Source organism: Gracilibacillus halophilus YIM-C55.5 (assembly GCF_000359605.1).
GTDB classification, from domain to species: domain Bacteria; phylum Bacillota; class Bacilli; order Bacillales; family Amphibacillaceae; genus Gracilibacillus; species Gracilibacillus halophilus.
The window spans coordinates 1-8260 of sequence record NZ_APML01000087.1 but is presented as its reverse complement, the minus strand read 5'-3'; the positions used below and the strand labels follow the sequence as shown (position 1 = coordinate 8260).

The 8260-nt window shown below is 40.1% G+C and carries 10 protein-coding genes; 8 read left to right on the top strand and 2 right to left on the bottom strand.

Translation table 11 applies throughout. The features are described from left to right. Positions 1-234 precede the first annotated feature (234 nt). Positions 235-525 (bottom strand): HesB/YadR/YfhF family protein, encoded by a 291-nt coding sequence (locus tag J416_RS14445; RefSeq protein ID WP_003474728.1) that lies wholly within the window; start codon positions 523-525, stop codon positions 235-237. Between the two features lie 175 nt (positions 526-700). Here J416_RS14445 and J416_RS14440 point away from each other — a divergent pair, with 175 nt between their 5' ends. Next, positions 701-1027 carry a MerR family transcriptional regulator gene (locus tag J416_RS14440; RefSeq protein ID WP_003474726.1) on the top strand — a complete coding sequence of 109 codons (327 nt, stop codon included), beginning with the start codon at positions 701-703 and terminating at the stop codon, positions 1025-1027. Between the two features lie 22 nt (positions 1028-1049). Here J416_RS14440 and fbpA read toward each other — a convergent pair whose 3' ends face one another. Continuing rightward, on the bottom strand, positions 1050-1277 hold the full coding sequence (fbpA, locus tag J416_RS14435) for a Fur-regulated basic protein FbpA (protein ID WP_003474724.1): 228 nt from the start codon (positions 1275-1277) through the stop codon (positions 1050-1052). Between the two features lie 300 nt (positions 1278-1577). On the opposite strand from fbpA, the gene J416_RS14430 reads away from it, so the two are divergent. From J416_RS14430 to J416_RS14400, 7 genes are all read left to right on the top strand, one after another. Continuing rightward, positions 1578-2402, top strand: coding sequence for a glycosyltransferase family 2 protein (locus J416_RS14430; RefSeq protein ID WP_003474721.1), 825 nt, complete (start codon positions 1578-1580; stop codon positions 2400-2402). Positions 2403-2405: 3 nt separating this feature from the next. Beyond that, entirely contained in the window at positions 2406-3740 is a 1335-nt protein-coding gene (locus J416_RS14425) for an MATE family efflux transporter (protein WP_003474719.1), read from the top strand. 311 nt (positions 3741-4051) lie between these two features. Beyond that, positions 4052-4843, top strand: a complete 792-nt coding sequence (locus tag J416_RS14415) for a CAP domain-containing protein (protein WP_003474716.1) — start codon at positions 4052-4054, stop codon at positions 4841-4843. A 247-nt stretch (positions 4844-5090) separates the two neighbouring features. Further along, positions 5091-5903 carry a basic amino acid ABC transporter substrate-binding protein gene (locus J416_RS14410; protein ID WP_003474713.1) on the top strand — a complete coding sequence of 271 codons (813 nt, stop codon included), beginning with the start codon at positions 5091-5093 and terminating at the stop codon, positions 5901-5903. Positions 5904-6494: 591 nt separating this feature from the next. Continuing rightward, complete coding sequence (ltrA, locus tag J416_RS14405) at positions 6495-7397, top strand: group II intron reverse transcriptase/maturase (RefSeq protein WP_003474710.1); 903 nt, start codon at positions 6495-6497, stop codon at positions 7395-7397. Between the two features lie 16 nt (positions 7398-7413). Then, on the top strand, positions 7414-7755 hold the full coding sequence (locus J416_RS16365; protein ID WP_003474706.1) for a group II intron maturase-specific domain-containing protein: 342 nt from the start codon (positions 7414-7416) through the stop codon (positions 7753-7755). 125 nt (positions 7756-7880) lie between these two features. Continuing rightward, positions 7881-8260: amino acid ABC transporter permease (locus J416_RS14400; protein ID WP_003474704.1), on the top strand; the 380-nt coding region annotated here is incomplete at its 3' end.

Below are 8260 nucleotides of genomic sequence, written 5' to 3'. Positions count from 1 at the left end.
TCTTTATACGACTTTCAAGTATCTCTTGTACTTATTGTATCAGGAATCTATTTAAAAAGTTGTTCCATCATCTCGGTGATGAAGACAGAAAACGGATGAAAATCGAGAAAAAATGCCGTCATTCCGGTGATGAAGACAGAAAACCGGAAGAAAATCGAAAAAAAATGCCATCATCCCGTCAATGAAGACACAAAACAGTCTCGAAAACAGAAAAAAAGTGTTATCAGTTCATGTTTATTCAATAACGTATTCTGCTTCATCGTATTTTCTGGAATATTTGATATGGAAGTCTTTTTCGTCGAAATACCATAAGTCTGATCGTTCGACAAAGAAATAGATCCCTTCTTTTTCTACGCCTGCCCCTGGGTCAATCGGTTGGGCTTTGTCTAATGCCAGTGAAAAACCTTTATGTACACCACCGAATCCTCCGTATCGAGCAAAGAAACGAATGGCATCATTCTCTTCTAAATCCATCTCCTCAATAAACCATTTTGCAGCTGGTTTAGTAATTGACATATTCATCATTTGATCTTCCTCCCTATACTCATAATATATCAAAAATATACACAAAAGTCGCCCGGACTGAATACGATATTTATTGTAAGATTTTCTTACATATAATTCGAATTCGATCCATGAAGCATATATAATTTCAGTAAGATGACTTCACAATCCGGAGCGCAAAACAGGTGGTGAATGTATGGAAGACCAATATTCTTATAAAAAACGCAAGGTTATCACAATCGGAGTTGTAAGTGAATTAACGGGTTTATCAGAAAGACAAATTCGTTATTATGAAGAACGAAAACTCGTCTATCCAGAACGATCACCAAAAGGAAATCGGAAGTATTCATTTGCTGATGTTGAACTGTTAATTGATATTGCCAACAAACGCGAAGAAGGTGTGCAAACCTATGAAATCAGACAAGATATGATTCGTGCAGAGAAAAAGAAAGAAAAGCAAATGCGCAGCCGTTTACTAAAAGGGGAAATCAATGCACGCTTTGGTATTCAAAAGGAAAGGTAAATCAGAAAAAAAGAAGAGAAGCCTAATGTAGCCTAGGCTTCTCTTCTTGTCTGGGTTGGTATCTTGTGAATTTTAATCGGTTTTGACTATTGCGCTCAATGTCTAAACAAAATTGTTCGTAGTCGCTCACGATTTCACTAATCGGTTTTTGGTATAAATCGTTACGTTCGTTATCTACAACACCACTTGCCACCAATTGCTCGATCAAATACGCCTTCTGTTTTTCCACTGCCTCTCGTAAAAACGCCATGGAACATCCTCCTCGAATCAAATTGGAATGTTAATCACTTTACCTGTAAGTATTACCATGATTGTTATATGTTATACGAAATAGCTATATGCAATTGTAGAAGAAATGTGATGTGAATGTATTCGAATTGTAATGAAGACATGTTATTTCATGTTGTGTGAATGTTTACTCCTTCAACTTTGATCTATGGTAGAATAAATAGAAGATTTAATACTACTTTATGCCATAATTGTAACCTTGTCATGGCACATGTCAACAAAGTTTACATACAATTTATGAAAAGTTACGAGGTGTTTACATATGAAGCGGCCGTTTGTCTCTGTCATTATTCCTACATATAACCGACCTGGTGCGCTAGCAGAGTTGTTAGAAGCATTAACGATGCAAACGTATCAACATTTTGAAGTCATTATTATAAATGATGCGGGAGAACCAGTAGACGCCATTGTGCAATTATATCCGGAGTTAACGATTCATTTGATTGACTTACCAAAGAATCAGTTACATGTATATGCCCGGAATCAAGGAATCCAGCATGCCGCTGGTGCGTATATTATGTTTATTGATGATGATGATTTAATATTGTGCGACCATATGAAGACGATGGTGAAAGCACTTGATGACAGTGACCTTGTGTATGCAGATGCTGAAATTGTGAACTACCGTGAGGAAGATAATCGGCGCGTGCCGTTATCTCGAAAAGTCTTTGCATATACATATGATAAACAATACATGCGTGAATTTTCAACGTTTGTGCCTTCTGGCAGTATGTATAGAGCCGAGATACATGAAGAGATCGGGTTATTAGATGAATCGCTGTTTAATTATTGGGATTGGGATTTTTTTCTTCGTGTACAGGAAAAATTTCGAGTAAAAAGAGTGGCTGTAGCTAGCGTGCTTTACGATTTCTCTGAAACAGGCACGAATCAATCCAAGCAATTAGGTAAAATGCGTTATTATTTAGATCGGCTGGCAGAGAAACACGGTCTCGGCCATTTACCAACGAAGAATTTTTTCTTATTGTTAGAAGAACCTGCGATGAAACAGAGACAAGCAACGACTGAACGGATTTGGGACGGGGAAATGATTTCATCTCGTTATGCGAAGAACATACAGGGGGAGTAACGATTGAGTAGACAGCGAGATTTCACGGAAGGACATATTGGCAAATCGCTATTTTTCTTTTCTGCGCCCATCATGCTAGCCAATTTGTTGCAAGTTTCTTACCAATTTATCGATAGCCTGTGGGTCGGAAACTTGTTGGGATCGAATGCGTTAGGGGCGGTTAATGTTGCTGGTACGGTGATGTTTACGATACTGTCCTTTATTATTGGTATCAACAACACAACGCTAACCGTCTTATCACAACAAAAAGGAAAAGGAAATGAACAAGGGCTGGCGAGTTATTTAAATGCATTTGTCGTTACGTTAACGGCTTTAGCAATCCTTATGGGAACCGTTGGATTTGTGATGGCAAAACCCATTTTATTGTTGTTAAATACACCTGAAGCGATGATGGGAGATGCTGTCCTATATTTAAGGATGAATGCGTTAGGTATTATATTTTTAATTGGATATAACTTTATTAGTACCGTGATGCGGGCAATTGGTGATAGTAAGACGCCGCTAACATTTGTTGCCGTTGCGGTTGGATTGAATATTGTCCTTGATCCATTATTGATTTCTGTATTTGATTTAGGGGTTCGTGGAGCGGCGCTAGCTACGGTTTTTTCGCAAGGTTTTTCGTTTATATACGGAGCCGTCTATATTTTGCGAAAGCAACTCGTGCCGTTTCGTCGGCCAAGTATTCCATTATGGGCAGAAGTTCGTTTAATTTTACATTTAGGGATCCCATCTGGATTGCAAATGGCGGTCATATCAGCAGGGTCAGCTGCGATTATGAGTGTCGTGAACGGTCACGGTGAAGCGGTAGTCGCTGGGTACAGTGCAGCGCAACGGCTTGATAGTTTATTTTTATTACCTGCTCATGCGTTAAGTGCATCAGTGAACAGTATGGCGGGACAAAACATGGGCGTTGGGAAATGGGAACGCGTGAAGAAGATCGCTTCATTTGGAATAGTTTATAATGCGGTGATCATGTTTACTTTTGCGTTCTTCATTGTATTTGTTGCTGATTTTGGTATCCGATTATTTATTCAAGACCCAGAAGCGGTTCATTTTGGTGCCAGATACTTAACGATTATTGCCTTCTTTTATCCGTTTTTAGGAATTAATTTCGTCCTTAATGGTATTGTACGCTCATCTGGCGCTATGTATCAGGTATTAATTCTAAATCTTATCTCGTTTTGGGTGCTACGTTATCCTCTGGCTCAGTGGTTTTCCCATTGGTTCGGCGAAATGGGCATTGGATATGGCATTGGTGTTAGCTTTTTGATTAGCAGTTTGATCGCATTTTTATATTACCGGTTTGGCGGCTGGCGTCACAAGCGTATTTTTAACTAGTATATTGTTTGAAATTCCTATTTTGCATGGTTTGAGTCAAACAGGGAGAACGAAGGTAGCTGTTTGCACGGAAAATCTATATATGGGTCAAACAGATGATGTGAGGAGTATCTGTTTGCATCGAAAATGAAGAATATATGCGTCAAATACGAGGTCGAAGAGCATTTGTTTGCAGTGAAAATAAATTTTTCCTGCCAATCGATGACGGAAATGAAGCTGTTAGAGACAAAAATTACCCGTAAAGTGATGTATAAAAAGCACAAGAAGGTAAAACGTAAGGATGCACATCAATTCATGAAGAGGTGATCCTTATGAAAAAAATGCTCATTTTATGCATGAGTTTACTGTTTGTTTTGGTTTTAACAGCTTGTAATCAAAATACAGCTGATCCAGAAAATAATGATGTCGAGCCACAAAATGTAGGCTTTAATAGTGAAAATAATGATCAAACGAATCCAAATCAAGGGCAAAACGATGATCAATTCCGTGTACCAGTTGATCCCGGTCGTGAGCAGAATATTTTTGAAGGCGACCGTGGACAAGGTTCGTTGCAGTGGAATCGTCAAAACAATCCCGATGGTGATCAGAATGGTGACATGAATAGAAACGGAAATACGAACAATAATCAGAACAGGAATCAGAATAATAATCAAAATGCAGGCGGAAATAACCAAGCAGATTCCAACCAAGGAAACAATCAACAAACACCAAATGCAGGCGGTGATGTTGGACAATTTCAAGAGGAAGTTGTGAGGTTAACGAATCAAGAACGAAAAAATAACGGTGCAAGTGAGCTGAAAATTGACCAAGAGCTCATGGGTGTCGCCCAAATGAAATCAGAGGATATGGCAGAAAATAATTACTTTTCTCATACATCTCCTACTTACGGATCACCGTTTGATATGCTTCGTTCAAATGGCATTGATTATTCAAAGGCGTCAGAAAATATTGCAGCAGGTCAACAGTCAGCTAAAGATGTCGTTGACAGTTGGATGAATAGTAAAGGACATCGGCGTAATTTGCTTGATCCAGAAGTAACGCATATCGGTGTTGGATATACGAGCAATGGTGATTATTGGACACAGCTATTTATAAAAAAATAAGTTTGTAAGGTTAGCTTGAAATACAGCTAGCCTTTTTATTGAATAGGAAATGAATTTATTCTCAACGATAGCGGGTTTATCCTCGACTTCGGCCCATTTATTCTCAACTTCCGTTCATGAAAGCTCGGATCACTGAATTTTCAGAACAATTTTAAAATATAGAAATTTTATCGTTGTATTGTGTTACGTGAAAATATTAGATAATATGTAGTGGCAAATGCATAAATAATAACTGGAGTGAATATTTATGAATAAATGGATACTAAAAATGATCGTGCTAACGTTCGTTGTATTGTTAGCAGCGTGTGGCACATCAGAGAACCAGGAAGGTAGCAATGCCGAGTCAGGGAAAAAGACGTTAACCGTGTATACGGAATCAGGATTCAAGCCATTTTCATACTTAGATAAAGGTGAAGTCACTGGGTTCGACATTGATTTGATTGATGCAGTGTTAAGTGAAGCAGGTTATGAATACAACCTAGAGAATGTAGGCTGGGAATCTATGCTTGCATCCGTACAAAGTGGTGAAGCTGACCTTGCAATTGCTGGTATTACCATGAATGAAGATCGTAAACAAACATATGATTTTTCTCAGCCATACTTTGAATCAACGCATAAAATCGTCTTTCGTGAAGGTGAACAAATTACAAGTGCTAAAGATATAAAAGGTAAAAAAATTGGTGTGCAGACAGGGACGACTGGCGCAGAAGCTGCGGAACAAATTGTGGGCAACAATGATAAGAGCATTTCTAAATTTGAATCGAACTCATTAGCGTTTATGTCCTTACAATCAGGTGATGTAGATGTAGTTGTTACCGATAATGTGGTTGCGAATGAATATGTAAAAAATAATCCAGATGCGAATTTAGATATGATCACTGATTCAGAAACATTTGAATCAGAGTTTTACGGTATCCTTTTACCAAAAGATACAGCGTTGAAAGAAGACCTTGATCAAGCGTTACAAACGATCATGGAAAATGGTACATTCGAAGAGATTTATCAAGAATGGTTTGATACAAAACCTGATACAGAAGCATTACAACAAGCGGCACAATAGATCGGAAGAAAAGCGTAGCGATCACGTTACGCTTTTTCTCTTAGTGTGCCGGGCATGTGCACAGGCTATAGGGTTAGAGTCCCGAACTGGGAAGGCAGTAGTACCAGTTAGCTAAAGACAAGGGTGTCTAGGGCGACCTAGAATCTGGAGGAAGTCAGAGGCAAATCCCCGCCTTGAGGGACACGAACTTCATAGAAGGCTATCTATTCTTGGATGAGATTGCTAAACAAATCGAAGTCCGTATTGCCGAAGGGAATAGGCAGTAAATGAAGCAAGGACATGGGGAGGAAGTGTGTGTACTTACCCCGGGAGGTCTGATCGGCAAGCGGTACTCATACCGTAAGCGAATGTGTGAACGTTCGTTGAACGATCAGAAGTCAGCAGAAGCCATAGTACCTGTTGATTCTAGATGAACAGGGAAGGGCAGAATCAAACAAGGAGCAACGTCACTCGGCATACGCAGGATGTGATGACACAGAAACACGAGTTCCTTCCTCATGGAGGAAACGGTGAATCCCGTGGGGGACATGAGAAGGGTGGAACATTCCTGCCACATAAAGAGAAAGACGGGGCACGTAGGAGAGATAACGTATGTTGGAACAGATACTGTCGCGAGGAAATTTATTACAGGCACTGCAACGTGTCGAAAAGAATAAAGGAAGTCACGGTGTGGACGATATGCCTGTACGAAACCTACGAGCGCATATCGTGGAACATTGGGACGATATCAAGCAACAACTTGAAATGGGAACCTATCGACCGCAACCTGTCCGTCGTGTCGAAATCCCGAAACCAGATGGAGGGAAGAGGAAGTTAGGTATCCCGACCGTGACAGATCGACTCCTTCAACAAGCTATGGCACAAATATTAACACAAGTTTATGATCCGACATTTTCAGAACACAGTTATGGTTTCCGTCCCAAAAGACGGGGACATGATGCGGTGAGGAAAGCCAAAGAATATATTAAAGAAGGCTATCGTTGGGTCGTCGATATGGATCTAGCGAAATTCTTTGATAAAGTACACCATGACCGACTAATGCGAACATTAAGTAAACGTATCGAAGATAAAAGAGTGCTGAGACTTATCCGCAGGTACCTCCAAGCAGGTGTGATGGAGAACGGATTGATACAACCAAACACCGAGGGCACACCGCAAGGTGGTCCTTTAAGTCCTCTCCTCTCAAATATCGTCCTGGACGAATGGGACAAAGAACTAGAAAGAAGAGGATTGCGATTTGTCCGCTACGCGGACGATTGTCAAATTTATGTTCGTTCAAAACGCGCAGGAGAACGTGTCCGAAACACCATGACGACATTTCTGGAGAATCGATTGAAACTGAAGGTTAATCAAGAAAAGAGTGCAGTAGGACGTCCGTGGAAACGAAAGTTTTTTGGGTTTCTCTTTTACATCAGAGAAAGAAAATACGAGAATTCGGATTCCAAAAGAAAGTATCAAACGTTTCAAAAATCGCATTCGTTCCCTAACATCTAGGAAAGAAAGAATTAGTATGGAATGGCGATTGGAACGATTAAGTCGTTATCTCGTTGGTTGGATTGGATATTACCAATTAACGGAAACACCAACCGTGCTGAAACATCTAGACGGGTGGATACGGCGACGGCTTCGAATGATTCGTTGGAAAGAATGGAAAACGATTAAAGCACGATACACGGAATTACGTAAAAGAGGAGTTTCCGAAGGAAAAGCATGGAAATGGGCAAATACACGTAAAGCTTATTGGCGAATATCTGAAAGCCCTATCCTACACAAAACCCTTGGCGACCATTATTGGCGTCGTCAAGGACTGAAGAGTTTGTTTATGCGTTATAAATTCGCGCGTTGGACTTGAATGAAACCGCCGTATACGGAACCGTATGTACGGTGGTGTGAGAGGGTCGGAGGTTAATCACCTCCCCCTATCTCAATTGTATGTAAGAACGGTTTATAGTATAAGAAACAGAAAGAGGTGAGAAGATGAATATACGTTTTGATATTATTGGCGAATATTTGCCTTTCTTTTTACAAGGGATGCTTATCACTATTATGATGTCTGCGATCGGTGTGCTCGTAGGCTGTATACTTGGCTTTTTTATCGCATTGGGGAAAATGTCACGCAAGTTGATCATTCGGTTACCGTTTACGTGGTATATTAATGTGTTACGAGGCACACCGTTACTTGTACAGTTGTTTATCTTCCATTATGCGATACTACCCGCTATATTGGAAGACAGAACAGCGATTATCTCTGCTGTTGTGACGTTATCGTTAAATTCGTCAGCTTATGTGGCAGAAATCTTTCGTTCAGGCCTTCAATCCATTGATAAAGGACAGGCAGAAGCTGCGCACTCCTTAGG

Coding starts and splice junctions, on each gene's coding strand:
- J416_RS14445 (WP_003474728.1), bottom strand. CDS start 525: ATGATGAATATGTCAATTACTAAACCAGCTGCAAAATGGTTTATTGAG.
- J416_RS14440 (WP_003474726.1), top strand. CDS start 701: ATGGAAGACCAATATTCTTATAAAAAACGCAAGGTTATCACAATCGGA.
- fbpA (WP_003474724.1), bottom strand. CDS start 1,277: ATGGCGTTTTTACGAGAGGCAGTGGAAAAACAGAAGGCGTATTTGATC.
- J416_RS14430 (WP_003474721.1), top strand. CDS start 1,578: ATGAAGCGGCCGTTTGTCTCTGTCATTATTCCTACATATAACCGACCT.
- J416_RS14415 (WP_003474716.1), top strand. CDS start 4,052: ATGAAAAAAATGCTCATTTTATGCATGAGTTTACTGTTTGTTTTGGTT.
- J416_RS14410 (WP_003474713.1), top strand. CDS start 5,091: ATGAATAAATGGATACTAAAAATGATCGTGCTAACGTTCGTTGTATTG.
- ltrA (WP_003474710.1), top strand. CDS start 6,495: ATGTTGGAACAGATACTGTCGCGAGGAAATTTATTACAGGCACTGCAA.
- J416_RS16365 (WP_003474706.1), top strand. CDS start 7,414: ATGGAATGGCGATTGGAACGATTAAGTCGTTATCTCGTTGGTTGGATT.